We start from the raw sequence: 16,619 nt of genomic DNA, 5'->3' as shown, positions 1-16,619 counted from the left end.
TTCAGTACTGAAAGTTAATTTTCTGTCAGCGCTTGCGCGGTGGCGGCAAGTCGGCGCACCTTGGGTCGGGACGGCAGCCAGCAGATCACAATAAAAAAGCCCCGCAATCGCTTGCGGGGCTTTTCAGCTTACAACAGCATCAAGCGATCAGCGCTTGCGCGGCGGCGGCAAGTCCGTGCACACGCCTTCATACACCTCGGCGGCCATGCCGATCGACTCGCCCAGGGTCGGGTGAGGATGGATGGTCTTGCCGATGTCGGTGCCGTCGCAGCCCATTTCGATGGCCAGCGCGATTTCGCCGATCATGTCGCCCGCATGCGTGCCGACGATGGTGCCGCCGATGATGCGATGCGTTTCGGCGTCGAACAGCAGCTTGGTGAAGCCTTCGGCGCGGCCGTTGGCCACGGCGCGGCCCGATGCGGCCCACGGGAAGTGGCCCTTCTCGACCTTGATGCCCTTGGCTTTCGCTTCGTCTTCCGTGATGCCGGCCCATGCCACTTCCGGGTCCGTGTAGGCGACCGACGGGATCACCTTGACGTCGAAGTGCGACTTCTGGCCGGAAGCCGCTTCGGCGGCCACATGGGCTTCATGCACGGCCTTGTGCGCCAGCATCGGCTGGCCCACCAGGTCGCCGATGGCGAAGATGTTCGGCACGTTGGTGCGCATCTGGCTGTCGACTTCGATGAAGCCACGCTCGGTAACCGTCACGCCGGCCTTGTCGGCGGCGATCTTCTTGCCGTTCGGGCTGCGGCCCACGGCGACGAGCACCAGGTCGTAGATCTGCGGCGCCGGCGCCGTGGCGCCCGCTTCAGCCGCTTCAAACGTGACCTTGATGCCTTCCGGCAGCGCCTCGACGGCCACCGTCTTGGTCTTGGTCATGATGTTGTCGAAGCGTTTTTCATTGAACTTCTGCCACACCTTGACGGCGTCGCGGTCGGCGCCCTGCATCAGGCCATCCATCATTTCGACCACGTCGATGCGCGCACCGAAGGTCGAATACACGGTGGCCATTTCCAGGCCGATGATGCCGCCGCCGATGACCAGCATGCGTTTCGGGATCTGGCGCAATTCCAGCGCACCGGTCGAATCGACGATGCGCGGGTCTTCCGGCACGAATGGCAGTTTCACCACGGAGGAACCGGCGGCGATGATGGCCTGCTTGAACTGCACGACTTTCTTCGTGCCGTCGCCTGCCGTCACCTCGATGTGGTTGGCGCTGAGGAACTGGCCCACGCCCGTCACCACTTGCGTCTTGCGCGCCTTGGCCATGCCGGCCAGGCCGCCCGTCATGTTCGAAATGACGCCTTCCTTGTACTTGCGTACCTGGTCGATGTCGATGGTCGGCTTGGCGAACGTCACGCCCGTATTCGACATGTGCGCCGTTTCGTCGATGACGGACGCCACGTGCAGCAGCGCCTTCGACGGGATGCAGCCCACGTTCAGGCACACGCCGCCCAGGGTGGCGTAGCGCTCGACGATGACCGTCGACATGCCCAGGTCGGCCGCGCGGAACGCTGCCGAGTAGCCGCCAGGACCGCCGCCCAGCACCATCATGTCGACGTCGATGTCGACCTGGCCGCTGTAATTGCCGGCCGGGATGGCGGCAACGGCTGCCGGTGCCGCCGCCGGGGCAGCCGCAGCGGCCACAGGTGCAGGCGCAGCCTCAGCCGCTGGCGCGGCAGCTGCCGCGCCTTCAGTCGCTTCCACCACGAGCAGCGCGCTGCCTTCGGCGATCTTGTCGCCGACCTTGACCTTGACTTCCTTGACGACGCCCGCGTGGGTCGACGGAATCTCCATGCTGGCCTTGTCCGATTCGACCGTGATCAGGGACTGGTCCACCTTGATGGTGTCGCCGACCTTGACCATCAGTTCGATGACTTCGACTTCCTTGAAGTCGCCGATATTCGGTACTTTTACCTCTACTGTGCTCATCAATCGCTCCTTACAGCAGAATTTTGCGCATGTCGGCCAGGACTTCGCCGAGGTACACGGAGAATCGCGCGCCCATCGCGCCGTCGACCACGCGGTGGTCGTAGGACAGCGAGGTGCCCATCATCAGGCGAGGCTGGAAGGCCTTGCCATCCCATACCGGCTTGATCGAGGCTTTCGACAGGCCCAGGATGGCCACTTCCGGCGCGTTGACGATAGGCGTGAAGTGCGTGCCGCCGATGCCGCCCAGGGACGAGATCGTGAAGCTGGCGCCCTGCATGTCGGCCGGTTTCAGCTTGCCTTCGCGCGCCTGCAGCGACAGTTCCGTCATTTCGCGGGCGATCTGCGAGACCGACTTCTGGTCCGCGCCCTTGATCACGGGCACCACCAGGCCGTTCGGCGTGTCGGCCGCGAAGCCGATGTTGTAGTACTGCTTGAGAATCAGGTTCTCGCCCTTGGCGTCGAGGGACGCGTTAAACGCGGGGAATTTCTTCAGCGCGGCGACCGATGCCTTGATGACGAAAGCCAGCATGGTCAGCTTGGCCGCATCCTTGTTCTTCGCATTGGCGGCGTTGGTGTCGACGCGGAACGCTTCCAGGTCCGTCACGTCCGCTTCGTCGAACTGCGTGACGTGCGGGATCATGACCCAGTTGCGGTGCAGGTTCGGGCCCGAGATTTTCTTGATGCGCGACAGCGGCAGCAATTCGGTCGTGCCGAACTTGCTGAAGTCCAGCGACGGCCATGGCAGCAAGTCCAGGCCCACGCCGGAACCGGCCTTGGCAACCGGCGCATTTGGCGCGGCGACGGCGCCAGACATCACGCCCTTGACGAAGTTCTGCACGTCTTCCTGGGTGATGCGGCCCTTCGGACCGGAACCGCCCACGCGGGTCAGGTCCACGCCCAGTTCGCGCGCGAACTTGCGGATCGATGGCGACGCGTGCGCCAGCTTGCCGTTGGCGGCAGGCGCGGCGGCAGCAGCTGGAGCAGCAGCAGGCGCCGGAGCCGGCGCCGAAGCGACGGCGGCGGCCGGTGCGGCGGCAGCTTGCGCGGCGGGTGCTGGTGCAGCGGCGGCAGGAGCGGCGCCAGCGGTCGTTTCAACGACCAGCACCAGCGAACCCTTGGCAACCTTGTCGCCGACCTTGACTTTCAATTCCTTGACGATACCGGCGTGGCTCGATGGGATTTCCATGCTGGCCTTGTCCGACTCGACCGTCAGCAGCGACTGGTCGACCTTGATGGCGTCGCCCACCTTGACCATCAGTTCGATGACTTCGACTTCCTTGAAGTCGCCGATATCGGGCACGGTCACTTCCACCAGGGCCGGCGCGCCGGAAGCGGCCGGCGCTGGCGCGGCCGCAGGGGCGGCGGCTGGCGCAGGAGCGGCGGCAGCTGGTGCAGGGGCGGCGGCGGCAGGCGCTGGCGCCGACGCGTCGTCCGCCACTTCCAGCAGCAGGACCAGCGAACCTTCGGCGATCTTGTCGCCCACGTTGACTTTCAATTCCTTGACGACACCGGCGTGGCTCGATGGAATTTCCATGCTGGCCTTGTCCGATTCGACCGTGATCAGGGACTGGTCGACCTTGACCGTATCGCCTGGCTTGATCATCAGTTCAATGATCTCGACTTCCTTGAAATCGCCGATATCCGGGACTTTGACTTCCACAATGCTCATAGCTTGCTCCGTTATTTTATTTGTCAGATGGACCCGCACACACGCCAGGGCGGCACTTTCGCACCGCCCTGGCGTCATCAGGTCCGCACAACGATTACTGGGTCACCGGATTCGGTTTGTTGGCGTCGATGCCGTACTTGGCGATCGCCTGCTCCACCACCGACACGTCGATCTTGCCTTCGTCGGCCAGCGATTTGAGCGCTGCCACGGTGACATAATAACGGTTCACTTCGAAGAACTCGCGCAGTTTGGCGCGGCTGTCCGAGCGGCCAAAGCCATCGGTGCCCAGCACTTTATAAGTGCGGCCCTTCGGCATGAAGGCGCGGATCTGTTCTGCAAACGCGCGCATGTAGTCGGTCGTGGCGACGATCGGGCCGTCCGTGTCCTGCATCAGCGACGTCACGTACGGCACGCGCTGCTCTTTCGACGGGTTGACCATGTTCCAGCGTTCCGCATCCTGGCCATCGCGGGCTACCAGGGTCAGCGACGGCGCCGACCACACGTCCGCGGCCACGCCCCAGTCGTTGGCAAGCAGTTCGGCGGCGAAGATCGATTCGCGCAGGATGGTGCCGCAACCGATCAGCTGTACGCGCAGCTTGGCGGACTTGTCGCCCTCCTGCAGCTTGTACATGCCTTTCAGGATGCCTTCTTCCTGGCCCGGCTTGATGCCTGGCTGGGCGTAGTTCTCGTTCATGATCGTGATGTAGTAGAACACATCTTCCTGGTTGGCGATCATGCGGCGCAGGCCGTCCTGGATGATGACGGCGACTTCATGGCTGAAGGTCGGATCGTACGGCATGCAGGTCGGGATGGTCGCGGCGAAGATATGGCTGTGGCCATCTTCGTGCTGCAAGCCTTCGCCGTTCAGCGTCGTGCGGCCGGCCGTGCCGCCCATCAGGAAGCCACGGGCGCGCATGTCGGCCGAAGCCCACACCTGGTCGCCGATGCGCTGGAAGCCGAACATCGAGTAGAAGGTGTAGAACGGGATCATGATGCGGTCGTTGGTCGAATACGACGTCGCCGCGGCGATCCACGAGCTCATGCCGCCCGCTTCGTTGATGCCTTCTTGCAGGATCTGGCCGGCCTTGTCTTCGCGGTAGTACATGACCTGGTCCTTGTCGACCGGCTCGTACAACTGGCCTTTCGGGTTGTAGATGCCGATCTGGCGGAACAGGCCTTCCATGCCGAAGGTACGCGATTCATCGACCAGGATAGGCACGACGCGCTGGCCCAGGTTCGGGTCTTTCAGCAGGGTCGAGATGACGCGCACGAATGCTTGCGTGGTCGAGATTTCACGGCCTTCAGGCGTTGCTTCCAGCACGTTCTTGAACGCGTCCAGGCCAGGCACCGGCAGGGTTTCTTCCGCTTTCTGGCGGCGCTGCGGCAAGTAGCCACCCAGGGCCTTGCGGCGCTCGTGCAGGTAGACCATTTCCGGCGCATCGTCGGCCGGCTTGAAGAACGGGATCTCGGCCAGCTTGTCGTCCGGGATCGGCAGCGAGAAGCGGTCGCGCATTTCGCGGATGGCTTCGTCGTCCAGTTTTTTCGTCTGGTGCGCCGTGTTGCGCGCTTCGCCGGACTTGCCCATGCCGTAGCCCTTGATGGTTTTCACCAGCAGGACGGTCGGCTGGCCCTTGTGTTCCTGGGCGATCTTGAACGCCGCGTAGATCTTGTGCGGATCGTGGCCGCCACGGGTCAGGCGCCAGATGTCGTCGTCCGTCATGTTGGCAACCATTTCCAGCAGCTTCGGATGCTTGCCGAAGAAGTGCTTGCGCACGTAGGCGCCATCTTTCGCCTTGTAGTTCTGGTACTCGCCGTCGACGGTTTCCATCATCACGCGCTGCAGGATACCTTCCTTGTCTTGCGCCAGCAGGGCGTCCCAGCCCGGACCCCAGATGACCTTGACGACGTTCCAGCCGGCGCCGCGGAATTCACCTTCCAGTTCCTGGATGATCTTGGTGTTGCCGCGCACAGGGCCGTCCAGGCGCTGCAGGTTGCAGTTGACCACGATGACGAGGTTGTCGAGCATGTCGCGCGCGGCCAGGCCGATCGCACCCAGCGATTCCGGCTCGTCCATCTCGCCGTCGCCGCAGAAGGCCCAGACCTTGCGGTTGTCGGTCTTGGCGATGCCGCGTGCGTGCAGGTATTTCAGGAAGCGTGCCTGGTAGATCGCCATGTGCGGGCCCAGGCCCATCGACACGGTCGGGAACTGCCAGAAGTCAGGCATCAGTTTCGGATGCGGGTACGAGGACAGGCCCTTGCCGTCGACTTCCTTGCGGAAGTTCAGCATTTGCTCTTCCGTCAGGCGGCCTTCGAGGAAGGCGCGCGCATACACGCCGGGCGAGGAGTGGCCCTGGATGTACAGCAGGTCGCCGCCGTGGTCGGCCGTTGGCGCGTGCCAGAAGTGGTTGAAGCCGATGCCCAGCATGTTCGCCAGCGAAGCGAACGAGGACAGGTGGCCGCCGAGGTCGCCGTCGGCGCGGTTGGCCTTGACCACCATGGCCATGGCGTTCCAGCGCATCCACGAGCGCAGGCGCTCTTCGTATTCGAGGTTGCCGGGACAGTGTGCTTCTTGTTTGGTGGGAATGGTATTGACGTAGGCGGTGGTGCTGGAGAACGGGATCTGGGCGCCGCGGCGGCGGGCCAGGTCGACCAGGCGTTCCATCAGGTAATGCGCGCGTTCCGGGCCTTCATTTTCCAGCACGGCTTCGAGCGCGTCCAGCCACTCCTTGGTTTCCTGCATATCCGGGTCGGTGCCGATCTGTGTCGTTACCTGGTTCAGTTGAGCTGACATCTGTTGAGTCTCCTTTGTGATCGCCCCACCCCGATTTTCCGGATCGCTGTCGGACGGTATTTCGCTGATTATTTACTATTAAGTTGGATTAGTGTGGGGATTCTAACAGCGTATTTAGTATTTTTCAAATTACGATATAGCATTCCACATCATGAAATTACCCTATGAATTTTATGCTGCACTGCCGCAAATTCCAGGCAGAAATGAATGTGATGAAAGCGGTAAACAAAGCAGTAAAGCGACGGCAAAAACGCCGGCCGGCAGCCGGCGGCTTTATAATCTGTCTTTTCCCTCCCACCGGCTCTCAGCCTCCCTACCATGCCAGCACAACTGATCGACGGAATCGCCCTCTCCCAAAAACTGCGCAGCGAGATCGCCACGCGCGCCGCCGCCCTCACCGCCAAGGGCACCCAGCCCGGTCTGGCCGTGATCCTAGTCGGCGAAGACCCGGCCAGCCAAGTGTATGTCCGCAACAAGGTCAAGGCATGCGGCGACGTGGGTTTCCACTCGGTGCTGGAGAAATATGAAGCGGACCTGTCCGAAGCGGACTTGCTGGCACGCATCGCCAGCCTGAACGCCGACCCAGCCATCCATGGCATCCTCGTGCAAATGCCCTTGCCCAAGCACATCAACCCGCACAAGGTCATCGAAGCGATCGCCACCACGAAAGACGTGGACGGCTATTCCGTCCTCAGCGCCGGCGAACTGATGACGGGCTTGCCCGGCTTCCGCCCCTGCACGCCGTACGGCTGCATGAAACTGATCGAAAGCACGGGCGTGGACTTGCGCGGCAAGCACGCCGTCGTCATCGGCCGCAGCAACACCGTCGGCAAGCCGATGGCCCTGCTGCTCTTGCAAGCGAACGCTACCGTCACCATCTGCCATAGTGCGACGCCGGACCTGGGCCTGTACACGCGCCAGGCGGACGTCGTCGTGGCCGCCGTCGGCCGCCGCAATACGCTGACGGCCGACATGGTCAAGCCGGGCGCCATCGTCATCGACGTGGGCATGAACCGCGACGATGACGGCAAGCTGTGCGGCGACGTGGATTTTGCCGGCATCAAGGAAGTCGCCTCGCACATCACGCCCGTGCCGGGTGGCGTGGGTCCGATGACGATCACGATGTTGCTGATGAATACGGTCGAAGCGGCGGAACGCATTTAAAGAGGCGCACCCGGGAAAATGTCCATGGCCGTGTTGCCGTGCCTCGCCGTACTATTCGTACTGCTTTCGGCGCCGCGCATGGCCTGAACATTTTTCAGGTGCTCTAGAATCCAGGCGGCGTTGCCGCCTGAAGATATATATACAGGATTAGCTGATGACAACCGACAACCCCTTGCTGGACTTCTCCGGACTGCCACGCTTCGATGCGATTACCGCCGAGCACGTTGCACCGGCCATCGACACCCTGCTGGCCAAGGCGCGCGCCACCGTGGCGCACTTGGCGGCACCGGAGACGGCCGTCAGCTGGGATAGTTTTGTTGCACCGCAAGATGAGATCAGCGAGACCCTGGGCCGCGCCTGGGGCATCGTCAGCCACCTGAGCAATGTTGTAGATACGCCCGAATTGCGCGCCGCCTTCAATGAAAGCCAGCCGAAGGTGACGGAATTCTGGACCGAACTGGGCCAGAACGAGGCGCTGTTCGCCAAATTCAAGCAATTGCAGGACAGCGCCGAATTCGCGACCCTGTCGCCGGCGCGCAAGACCATCGTCGAACACGCGATCCGCGGCTTCCGCTTGGGCGGCGCCGAGCTGCCGGAAGAGAAAAAAGAGCGCTTCGGCGCCATCCAGGAAGAGCACGCCGCCGTTTCCACGCGCTTTTCCGAAAACGTCCTCGACGCCACCAATGACTACAAGCTGCTGGTAAGCGACGAGCTGGAACTGGCCGGCGTGCCCGACGACGTGAAGCAGGCGGCCCGCACGGCCGCCGCGAAGGATGGCAAGGACGGCTACCAGTTCACCCTGCACTTCCCCTCGTTCTACCCGATCCTGCAATTTGCCGACCGGCGCAGCCTGCGCGAAACGATCTACCGCGCCAACGTCACCAAGGCATCGGAACTCGGTGATGGCTTCAGCCGGAAAGACGAATGGGATAATGGACAGAATATCGTCACTTTGCTGAAGTTGCGCGACGAAGAAGCCAAGATGCTCGGTTATAAAAACTTCGCCGAAGTCTCGCTGGTGCCGAAGATGGCGCAGAGCCCGGAACAGGTCATTGCCTTCCTGGAAGACCTGGCCCGCCGCGCGCGTCCCTACGCGGAACAGGACCTGGCCGAGCTGCGCACGTTCGCGAAAGACGAGCTGGGCCTCGATACCCTGGAAGCGTGGGACGTACCTTACGCCTCGGAAAAGCTGCAGGAGCGCCGCTATGCATTCTCGGCACAGGAAGTAAAACAGTATTTCCCTGAACACCAGGTCGTCGATGGCCTGTTCCGCCTCGTGCAGACCTTGTTCTCCGTGCATATCGTGCCGGATACGGCCAGCACCTGGCACCCGTCCGTGCGCTTTTACCGCATCGAACGCGACGGCGAACTGGTGGGCCAGTTCTACCTGGACCTGTATGCGCGCGCCGGCAAGGGTGGCGGCGCATGGATGGACGACGCGCGCGGACGCCGCATGCACAACGGCAAACTGCAAACGCCCGTCGCTTATCTGACCTGCAACTTCACGGAACCTGCCCTGATCGACGGCCAACTGCAGCCATCGCTGTTTACGCACGACGAAGTCATCACCCTCTTCCACGAATTCGGCCACGGCTTGCACCACATGCTGACGCAGGTGGATGAGATCAGCGTGTCGGGCATTGCCGGGGTGGAATGGGATGCCGTGGAACTGCCGTCGCAATTCATGGAAAACTTCTGCTGGGAATGGGATGTGCTGCAGCACATGACTGCCCACGTGACGACGGGCGCACCGTTACCGCGCGCCCTGTACGACAAGATGCTGGCGGCGAAAAACTTCCAGTCCGGCATGCAGACCCTGCGCCACGTGGAATTCTCGCTGCACGATATGCACTTGCACTACGATTACAACCCGTTCGGCACGCAAAGCGTGCAAGACGTGATCGACACGGTGCGCCGCAAGTTCGCCGTGCTGATCCCGCCCGCCTACAACCGCTTCCAGAATGCGTTCGGCCACATCTTCGCCGGCGGCTATGCGGCAGGCTACTACAGCTACAAATGGGCGGAAGTGCTGTCCGCCGACGCCTATGCGGCCTTCGAGGAGGCGGCGGCCCTGACGGGCGGCGTGGTTTCCGCGGAAACGGGCAAGCGCTTTCAGCAGGAAATCCTGGCCGTGGGCGGCTCGCGCCCCGCGCTGGCATCGTTCACGGCCTTCCGCGGCCGCGAACCTTCGATCGACGCCCTGCTGCGCCACAGCGGCATGGCAGCCTGAGCCGCGCCATGAGCCGCGTCGATTTTCACAGCAACGTGCCGGACAAGCTGGCCTATGCCTGCCGCCTGGCGCGCAAGGCCTATATGGCCGGCAACAAGGTGGTCGTGCTGGCGGCCGATGGCGCCCAGCTCGACGCCTTGAACACGGCCATGTGGACGTTTTCCGCCACGGATTTCCTGCCCCACGTGCTGGCCGGCGATCCGCTGGCGCCGCAGACACCCATCATCCTGACCGATGACGAGGCGGCCGAGCTGCCGCATCACGACATCCTCGTCAACCTGTCGCAGCTGCCGCCCGCCAACTATGCGCAGTTCCAGCGCGTCTTCGAGATCGTGTCTTCCGACGAACAGGATGCGCAGGCGGGCCGTCAGCGCTTCCTCCACTATCGCCAGCAAGACGTGCAACCGACGCACTTCGTGGCGGGCAAGACATGAACCAGCCGCCATTCGACCAGGGCATCCCCCTGCTGACGGAAGTGCTGCTGGGGCCGGAAGTGCCGGCGCCGCCACCGCCAGCAGCGCCGGTGCCGGCTGTGGCCGTCGTCGCGGAAGCGCCACCGGCGTTGCCGCCCAGCCTGGCGCAGCCCGACTGGGACGCCATCGAACAGCGCCTAACGCAGCGCATCTTGCATCAAGTCCAGGGCAAGATCGATCATCTGCTCGAAGAGCGCATCGCCCACGTCTTGCAGACGGCGCTGCAAAATGCCCTGATCGGCATGCGCGGTGCCCTGCGCGAAGACTTGCAGCAATCGCTGGAACAGATCGTGGCGCATGCCGTCAGCCATGAGCTGGGACATCTGCACCCACCTGCGCCCTAGGACTCCCGCCAAAACCTGGGGCGCGCCGGCATAGCCGGCCGGCGATGCTCGCCGGCGCGGCGCCCCATCCTTGCGCAAGGTTGCGCTTCTTGCCCCCTTCCGTCCGCTCGCAGCGCTTTTGTCAGGCATGGCCAGTTTCCGGGCCTTTGAGGTCCGCCGTCTCCTACACCCATCTTCCTTCCAACGCCACTCTTTGGTGCGCTCGCGCCAGCGAAATCGGTGCATCGCGCCTCACTTTGGTGATTGTTACGACAAAATGTAAAAAGCCCGAAAAGCGGCTTTGCGCGGCCTGTTTTTTGTTGTACCTTTCTTCACACGTACCGCCATCGAAGCGGTTTTCACGAGACGCCGCCGTATCTTTATCCATTGGAGAATGTTTATGCTGCTCAAGACCAAAGTCCTTCCACTCGCCGTCGCCCTTGCCTTTGCCGGCCATGCGGGCGCGCAGGAAATCATCAAGATAGGCCACGTCGCCCCGGTCTCTGGCGCCAGCTCCCACCTGGGCAAGGATAATGAAAACGCGGCCAAGATGGCCATCGAGGACTTGAACGCCAAAGGCTTCAAGATAGACGGCAAAGCCGTCAAGTTCGTGCTGGTTCCCGAAGATGACGCAGCCGATCCGAAGCAGGGCACGGCCGTGGCGCAAAAGCTGGTCGACGCCAAGGTCAACGGCGTGGTCGGCCACCTGAATTCCGGCACGACGATACCCGCCTCGCGCATTTACTTCAATGCCGGCATTCCGCAGATTTCGCCGGCCGCCACCAACCCCACCTACACGCAGCAAAAGTTCAATACGGCCTTCCGCGTGGTCGCCAATGACAACAAGCTGGGCGGCACCCTGGGCGCGTACGCCGTGGGCAAGCTGCAAGCAAAGAAAATCGCCGTCATCGACGACCGCACGGCCTACGGCCAGGGCGTGGCGGAACAGTTCGTCAAAGGGGCGAAGAAAGCCTTGCCCGGCGTGCAAATCGTCGGCAAGGAGTTTACCAATGCCAATGCGACCGACTTCAACGCCATTCTCACCAGCATCAAATCCAAGAACCCGGACCTGATCTTCTTCGGCGGCATGGATTCCGTGGGCGGCCCCATGCTGCGCCAGATGAAGGCGCTGGGCATCAAGGCCAAGTTCATGGGCGGCGACGGCCTGTGCACGGAGCCGCTGGGCAAACTGGCGGGCGACGCCGTCGGCGAAAACATGGTCACCTGCGCGGAAGCGGGCGGCGTGACGGGCGAGCAGCAAAAAGGCATGGACGATTTCCGCGCCCGCTACAAGCAGAAATACAATATGGAAGTGCAGCTGTACGCACCGTATGTGTACGACGCCGTTATGACCATGGCGACCGCCATGGCCGACGCGAAATCGTCGAAACCGTCCGTCTATCTGCCCTTCCTGGCCAAGGTCAAGTACCAGGGCGTGACGGGGCCGATTGCGTTTGACGCCAACGGTGACATCAAGGATGGCGCGCTGACCTTGTTTACATATCGCGATGGCAAGAAAACCAAGATGGAAGTAGTCAAGTAAGCGGCTGTTCCGCCACGTAAGCGAGCAAGCTTTCGACCAGCGCGTCGAAGGTGGCGCGGCAGCGCAGGCTGCCGCGCAAGTCTTCATGCATGGTCACCCACGTTTCCATCGGCAGCGCAAACGCCTGCGGCAACACGCGCCGCAAGGCGGGATCGCGCGCCGCCAGCCCCGCCTGGCACACGCCGATGCCGGCGCCCGCGCGTATCAGGGCCAGCTGCGCCAGGTCGCTGTCGCAGCGCCATGCAAAATGCTCGCGTGAAAAATCCTTGAACACGGCGCCCGCATTGCGCACGAAAGGGCTCGCCTCGTCGTAGCCGATGACGGCATGGCGCGCCAGGTCAGCCAGGTCCAGCGGCGCGCCGCGGCGCGCCAGGTAGTCCGCGTGCGCATGCAAGCCCAGTTCGATATCGCCCACCTTGCGCGCCAGCAGCTGTTCCTGGCGCGGCCGCACCATGCGCACGGCGATATCGGCCTCGCGGCGCAGCAAATCCTGCACCTTGTTACTCAACACCAGTTCCACGGTCAGGCCTGGATGGCGCTCGCGCAAGCGGGCCAGTATCGGCGGCAAGACTTCCACGCCCACCACCTCGCTGGCCGAGATGCGCACGACGCCGGCCACGCCCTGCCCCTGGCTGCTGGCGGCGCGCTCCATCAGGGCGGCCGTCTGCGCCATCGCTTCCGCATGCGGGCGCAGGGCCAGCGCCACTTCCGTGGGCAGCAAGCCTGTCTGGGAACGGGTGAACAGGGTCACGCCCAGCGCCTGCTCGAGCGCGCAGATATGCCGGCCGACCGTGGGCTGCGTGATGGCCAGCGCCCGCGCGGCACCCGACAGCGAACCATGGCTGAGCACGGCCAGCAGCGAGCGGTAGTATTCCCAGGCGATCGCCGGATTCATGGATGAAGTTCTGTCATACATAAATGTATAGCCTGTCAGCGATGTTCGTCAATTCCCAATTAGCCCCGCGCGGCAGATACTGACGCCATCAACCACACGGAGGACAGCATGGACAAAACGGCATTGGTACTGGGCGCCACGGGCGGCATCGGCGGCGAGATGGTGCGCCAGCTGCTGGGCGCAGGCTGGCAGGTGCGCGCCCTGACGCGGAGAGAAACACCGTCGCCATGCGGCGACGCCATCGAATGGCTGCGCGGCGACGCCCTGTCGCGCGCGGACGTGCTGGCGGCAGCGAAAGGCTGCGCCGTCATCGTGCATGCCGTCAATCCGCCCGGCTACCGGCACTGGGGCCAGCTGGTACTGCCCATGCTCGACAACACGATCGCCGCGGCGATTGCCGAAAACGCCACCATCGTATTGCCCGGCACCGTGTATAACTTTGGCCCCGACGCCTTTCCCGCAACGGGGGAATTACTGGCGGAAGACGCGCCGCAGCACCCGCGCACGCGCAAGGGCGCCATCCGCGTGGAACTGGAGGCGCGGCTGGAGGCAGCCAGCACGCAGGGCGCGCGCGTGCTGATCGTGCGCGCGGGCGACTTTTTCGGCCCCCGCGCCGGCAACAACTGGTTTTCGCAAGGCCTCGTGAAACCGGGCCAGCCCGTGCGCACGGTGCTGTATCCGGGCGCGCCCGGCGTCGGCCACCAGTGGTCCTACCTGCCCGACGTGGCGCGCACGATGCTGCAGCTGCTGGCCATGCGCGACACCCTGCCCGCGTTTGCGCGCTTTCACATGGCCGGACACCGGGACCACGATGGCCGGCAAATGACGGCGGCGATTGCCCGCGTGGTGGAGCAGGCGACGGGAGCTGCGCCGGCCATCCGGCGTTTTCCCTGGTGGCTGGTGACCCTGGCATCGCCATTCGTGACGACCCTGCGCGAAATGCGCGAGATGCGCTATTTATGGCAAACGCCGCTGCAGATGGACAATGCGCGCCTGCTGGCCGTGCTGGGCCAGGAAGCGCATACGCCGCTGGCCGAGGCGGTCAGGGCGACGCTGGAAGGCATGGGCAACTTGAAGGCGGCAGGCAAAAAAAACGCGCCGGGATTGCCGGCGCGCTGATATCGGGTAGAGCGGCACAGATTATTTCTGCGCCAGCACCCATTTGATCAGGGTGTGGGCTTCCGCATCGCTCACTTGCGGGTTGGCTGGCATCGGGATCGCGCCCCAGGTGCCGGAACCGCCCTTCATGACTTTCGCCACGAGCTTGGCTTCCGCGTCTTTCTGACCGGCGTACTTGGCAGCCACGTCCTTGAACGCGGGACCCACCAGTTTCGTGCTCACGGCGTGGCACGCCATGCAATTCTTGGCTTTCGCCAGGTCCGGATTGGCCAACGCTGCTTGCGATGCCAGGGCCGAGACGGCCAATACACTCACCAACATAAAACGTTTCATTGTCTTTTCTCCAAAGTTACTTCCTGCGGCATTTTACTGTGTTTCCGCAGATGCACCACGAGCCCAGATCAAGCGTTTCAATGTAGTAACGCAATGCAGTCGGGAGGCACTCACATTCTGCCCCATCTGCACGCCTATGGCCATGTTGTTTGTAAGGCGATGTAACGGCAGCCGGCCCCGCGCGGTGGATCGGGGCCGGCCGTCGTACTGGCACAACAAATTAACGTTTCTTCAACTGCGACAGATCGCGCACGGCGCCGCGGTCGGCCGATGTCGTCAGTGCCGCATAGGCTTGCAGCGCCTGCGAGACATAGCGGTCGCGGTTGACGGGCAGCCAGGCCGCATCGCCCTTCGCTTCCATGGCGGCGCGGCGCGCGGCCAGCTGCGCATCCGTGACGCGCAGGTTGATGCTGCGCTCGGGAATGTCGATGTCGATGAAGTCGCCCTCTTCCACCAGGCCGATGGCGCCCCCTTCGGCCGCTTCCGGCGACGCGTGGCCGATCACCAGGCCCGAGGAACCGCCCGAGAAGCGCCCGTCCGTGAACAGCGCGCACGCCTTGCCCAGGCCCTTGGACTTGATGTACGACGTCGGGTACAGCATTTCCTGCATGCCTGGGCCGCCTTTCGGGCCTTCGTAGCGGATGATGACGACGTCGCCCTCATGCACGGTGTCTTCCAGGATTGCTGCCACGGCCGCATCCTGGCTTTCGAACACGCGCGCCTTGCCCGAGAATTTCAGGATGCTTTCATCGACGCCGGCCGTCTTGACGATGCAGCCCTTCTCGGCCAGGTTGCCGTACAACACGGCCAGGCCGCCATCCTGCGAATACGCGTGGGCCTTGTCGCGGATGCAGCCGGTGGAACGGTCCGTATCGACGGCGGCGAAGCGCTCGGACTGCGAAAACGCCGTCTGCGTCGGCACGCCGCCCGGCGCGGCGCGGAACAGTTCATGCACGGCCGGATTGTCCGTGCACATGATGTCGTTTTGCGCGATGGCGTCGGCCAGTGTCGGCGCGTGTATCGTCGGCAGAGTGGTGTTGAGCAGGCCGGCACGCGCCAGCTCGCCCAGAATCCCCACGATGCCGCCGGCGCGGTGCACGTCCTCGATATGGTATTTGTCCGTCATCGGCGCCACCTTGCACAGGCACGGCACCTTGCGCGAGATGCGGTCGATGTCGGCCATCGTGAACTCCACTTCCGCCTCGTGCGCGGCGGCCAGCAGGTGCAGCACGGTGTTCGTCGAGCCGCCCATGGAGACGTCGAGCGCCATCGCGTTTTCAAAAGCGGCCTTGGTGGCGATCGAGCGTGGCAGCACGGAATAATCGTCCTGCTCGTAGTGGCGCTTGGCCAGTTCCACGATCAGACGGCCGGCGCGCAGGAACAGCTGCTGGCGGTCCGAGTGCGTGGCCAGGATGGTGCCGTTGCCGGGCAGGGCCAGGCCCAGCGCCTCGGTCAGGCAGTTCATCGAATTGGCCGTGAACATGCCGGAGCACGAACCGCAGGTCGGGCAGGCCGAACGCTCGATCTCGGCCACGTCGGCGTCGGAGACAGTGCTGTCGCCCGCCTTGATCATGGCGTCGACCAGGTCCAGCTTGATGATCTTCTGCGTGCCGTTGACCACCTTGACGACCTTGCCCGCTTCCATCGGGCCGCCGGAAATGAAGACGACGGGGATGTTGATGCGCATGGCCGCCATCAGCATGCCCGGCGTGATCTTGTCGCAGTTCGAGATGCACACCATGGCGTCGGCGCAGTGGGCGTTGACCATGTATTCGACGGAGTCGGCGATCAGGTCGCGCGAAGGCAGCGAATACAGCATGCCGCCGTGGCCCATGGCGATGCCGTCATCGACGGCGATGGTATTGAATTCCTTGGCCACGCCGCCGGCCGCCTCGATCTCGCGCGCCACCATCTGTCCCAGATCCTTCAGGTGCACGTGACCGGGCACGAACTGGGTAAACGAGTTGACGACGGCGATGATCGGCTTGTCGAAGTCGCCGTCCTTCATGCCGGTGGCGCGCCACAGGGCGCGGGCGCCAGCCATGTTGCGGCCGTGGGTGGTGGTGCGGGAGCGGTATTGCGGCATGATGGGGACCTTCCAAAAATGTGAGGGCCTGACTGCGGGGGCGGGCCGGCAAGGGCCAAGA

At 63.5% G+C, this 16,619-nt stretch carries 13 protein-coding genes; 6 read left to right on the top strand and 7 right to left on the bottom strand.

What is annotated here, in order from left to right; all coding sequences use genetic code 11:
* Nucleotides 1-147: 147 nt before the first annotated feature.
* The 3 genes from lpdA to aceE all read right to left on the bottom strand — a co-directional run bounded on the left by lpdA (nt 148) and on the right by aceE (nt 6,392).
* Nucleotides 148-1,932, bottom strand: a complete 1,785-nt coding sequence (gene lpdA / locus O0880_RS03950; RefSeq protein WP_289885177.1) for a dihydrolipoyl dehydrogenase — start codon at nt 1,930-1,932, stop codon at nt 148-150.
* Between the two features lie 10 nt (nt 1,933-1,942).
* Entirely contained in the window at nt 1,943-3,601 is a 1,659-nt protein-coding gene (aceF, locus tag O0880_RS03945) for a dihydrolipoyllysine-residue acetyltransferase (protein ID WP_289885176.1), read from the bottom strand.
* Between the two features lie 94 nt (nt 3,602-3,695).
* Nucleotides 3,696-6,392, bottom strand: coding sequence for a pyruvate dehydrogenase (acetyl-transferring), homodimeric type (aceE, locus tag O0880_RS03940; RefSeq protein ID WP_071322273.1), 2,697 nt, complete (start codon nt 6,390-6,392; stop codon nt 3,696-3,698).
* A 318-nt stretch (nt 6,393-6,710) separates the two neighbouring features.
* Here aceE and folD point away from each other — a divergent pair, with 318 nt between their 5' ends.
* From folD to O0880_RS03920, 4 genes are all read left to right on the top strand, one after another.
* Nucleotides 6,711-7,556 carry a bifunctional methylenetetrahydrofolate dehydrogenase/methenyltetrahydrofolate cyclohydrolase FolD gene (gene folD, locus O0880_RS03935; protein WP_099666771.1) on the top strand — a complete coding sequence of 282 codons (846 nt, stop codon included), beginning with the start codon at nt 6,711-6,713 and terminating at the stop codon, nt 7,554-7,556.
* Between the two features lie 154 nt (nt 7,557-7,710).
* Nucleotides 7,711-9,786, top strand: a complete 2,076-nt coding sequence (locus tag O0880_RS03930) for a M3 family metallopeptidase (RefSeq protein ID WP_289885175.1) — start codon at nt 7,711-7,713, stop codon at nt 9,784-9,786.
* A gap of 8 nt (nt 9,787-9,794) precedes the next feature.
* Nucleotides 9,795-10,220, top strand: coding sequence for a DNA polymerase III subunit chi (locus tag O0880_RS03925; protein WP_071322270.1), 426 nt, complete (start codon nt 9,795-9,797; stop codon nt 10,218-10,220).
* The gene (locus O0880_RS03920) at nt 10,217-10,603 is read left to right on the top strand and encodes a hypothetical protein (RefSeq protein WP_289885174.1); all 387 of its coding nucleotides are present in this window, start codon (nt 10,217-10,219) and stop codon (nt 10,601-10,603) included. Before O0880_RS03925 ends, O0880_RS03920 begins: the two co-directional genes overlap by 4 nt.
* A gap of 163 nt (nt 10,604-10,766) precedes the next feature.
* On the opposite strand, the gene O0880_RS03915 is transcribed toward O0880_RS03920, so the two are convergent.
* Complete coding sequence (locus O0880_RS03915) at nt 10,767-10,970, bottom strand: hypothetical protein (RefSeq protein WP_156894683.1); 204 nt, start codon at nt 10,968-10,970, stop codon at nt 10,767-10,769.
* A 12-nt stretch (nt 10,971-10,982) separates the two neighbouring features.
* On the opposite strand from O0880_RS03915, the gene O0880_RS03910 reads away from it, so the two are divergent.
* Nucleotides 10,983-12,125: a branched-chain amino acid ABC transporter substrate-binding protein gene (locus O0880_RS03910; RefSeq protein WP_071322268.1), complete on the top strand. Its 1,143-nt coding sequence runs from the start codon at nt 10,983-10,985 to the stop codon at nt 12,123-12,125.
* Here the strand turns inward: O0880_RS03910 and O0880_RS03905 are convergent.
* Complete coding sequence (locus O0880_RS03905; protein ID WP_289885173.1) at nt 12,118-13,020, bottom strand: LysR family transcriptional regulator; 903 nt, start codon at nt 13,018-13,020, stop codon at nt 12,118-12,120. The genes O0880_RS03910 and O0880_RS03905 overlap by 8 nt on opposite strands.
* Nucleotides 13,021-13,128: 108 nt before the next feature.
* On the opposite strand from O0880_RS03905, the gene O0880_RS03900 reads away from it, so the two are divergent.
* Nucleotides 13,129-14,139, top strand: coding sequence for an NAD-dependent epimerase/dehydratase family protein (locus O0880_RS03900; protein ID WP_289885172.1), 1,011 nt, complete (start codon nt 13,129-13,131; stop codon nt 14,137-14,139).
* Between the two features lie 21 nt (nt 14,140-14,160).
* On the opposite strand, the gene O0880_RS03895 is transcribed toward O0880_RS03900, so the two are convergent.
* Both O0880_RS03895 and ilvD read right to left on the bottom strand, forming a co-directional pair.
* Nucleotides 14,161-14,472, bottom strand: a complete 312-nt coding sequence (locus tag O0880_RS03895; protein WP_071322265.1) for a c-type cytochrome — start codon at nt 14,470-14,472, stop codon at nt 14,161-14,163.
* 220 nt (nt 14,473-14,692) lie between these two features.
* The gene (gene ilvD / locus O0880_RS03890; RefSeq protein WP_071322264.1) at nt 14,693-16,558 is read right to left on the bottom strand and encodes a dihydroxy-acid dehydratase; all 1,866 of its coding nucleotides are present in this window, start codon (nt 16,556-16,558) and stop codon (nt 14,693-14,695) included.
* Between the last annotated feature and the right edge of the window lie 61 nt (nt 16,559-16,619).

Source organism: Janthinobacterium sp. SUN118, from assembly GCF_030397695.1.
Lineage (GTDB): Bacteria > Pseudomonadota > Gammaproteobacteria > Burkholderiales > Burkholderiaceae_D > Janthinobacterium.
The sequence above is the reverse complement of the archived record's forward strand: the minus strand, read 5'-3'. Positions and strand labels throughout refer to the sequence as shown.

Bases quoted from the DNA above. Each gene is read 5' to 3' on its own strand.
- lpdA (WP_289885177.1), bottom strand. From the start codon at position 1,932: ATGAGCACAGTAGAGGTAAAAGTACCGAATATCGGCGACTTCAAGGAA.
- O0880_RS03905 (WP_289885173.1), bottom strand. From the start codon at position 13,020: ATGAATCCGGCGATCGCCTGGGAATACTACCGCTCGCTGCTGGCCGTG.
- O0880_RS03895 (WP_071322265.1), bottom strand. From the start codon at position 14,472: ATGAAACGTTTTATGTTGGTGAGTGTATTGGCCGTCTCGGCCCTGGCA.
- O0880_RS03915 (WP_156894683.1), bottom strand. From the start codon at position 10,970: ATGGATAAAGATACGGCGGCGTCTCGTGAAAACCGCTTCGATGGCGGT.
- O0880_RS03930 (WP_289885175.1), top strand. From the start codon at position 7,711: ATGACAACCGACAACCCCTTGCTGGACTTCTCCGGACTGCCACGCTTC.
- O0880_RS03910 (WP_071322268.1), top strand. From the start codon at position 10,983: ATGCTGCTCAAGACCAAAGTCCTTCCACTCGCCGTCGCCCTTGCCTTT.
- folD (WP_099666771.1), top strand. From the start codon at position 6,711: ATGCCAGCACAACTGATCGACGGAATCGCCCTCTCCCAAAAACTGCGC.
- aceE (WP_071322273.1), bottom strand. From the start codon at position 6,392: ATGTCAGCTCAACTGAACCAGGTAACGACACAGATCGGCACCGACCCG.
- O0880_RS03900 (WP_289885172.1), top strand. From the start codon at position 13,129: ATGGACAAAACGGCATTGGTACTGGGCGCCACGGGCGGCATCGGCGGC.
- O0880_RS03925 (WP_071322270.1), top strand. From the start codon at position 9,795: ATGAGCCGCGTCGATTTTCACAGCAACGTGCCGGACAAGCTGGCCTAT.
- ilvD (WP_071322264.1), bottom strand. From the start codon at position 16,558: ATGCCGCAATACCGCTCCCGCACCACCACCCACGGCCGCAACATGGCT.
- aceF (WP_289885176.1), bottom strand. From the start codon at position 3,601: ATGAGCATTGTGGAAGTCAAAGTCCCGGATATCGGCGATTTCAAGGAA.
- O0880_RS03920 (WP_289885174.1), top strand. From the start codon at position 10,217: ATGAACCAGCCGCCATTCGACCAGGGCATCCCCCTGCTGACGGAAGTG.